A 432-nucleotide genomic window follows, 5' to 3' on the forward strand; every position below is an offset into this window, starting at 1 on the left:
AAGGTATGACCTTCTCAAACACCCAACAAATAAGATGCAGCCAAACGCTACTGAAGTTAACTCCCAAAAATTTCGTCTTCATTTGAAGACAAAAAAGGCCTCCGAGGAGGCCTTTTTTACTTAGAATAAAGCTTACAGGCGAATGCCAGCTTTCTCTAAATCTTTTGCAGTGACGCTGCGAGGTAGCGGCACATAACCATCTTTTTCAACAATTTGCTGCCCCTGCTTTGATAGCACAAAGCGAAGGAACTCACGCTCTAGCGGTGCTAGGTCTTTGTTAGGGTGCTTGTTCACATAAACGTATAGGTAACGTGATAGTGGGTAGCTACCGTCTGCAGCGTTAGCCGCTGTTGCGTCGATGAACTTATCACCTTTCTTAGAGATAGCAACGGCTTTTACGCCAGCAGTCTTATAACCGATACCCGAATAACC

General features: G+C 44.9%; 1 protein-coding gene. It reads right to left on the minus strand.

The annotated features are described in order from the left end of the window. Positions 1 to 132: 132 nt before the first annotated feature. On the minus strand, positions 133 to 432 hold a 300-nt coding region (locus K5Q99_RS22150), incomplete at its 5' end, for a PstS family phosphate ABC transporter substrate-binding protein (protein WP_220778161.1).

The organism is Shewanella hafniensis (assembly GCF_019655335.1).
GTDB lineage: Bacteria > Pseudomonadota > Gammaproteobacteria > Enterobacterales > Shewanellaceae > Shewanella > Shewanella hafniensis.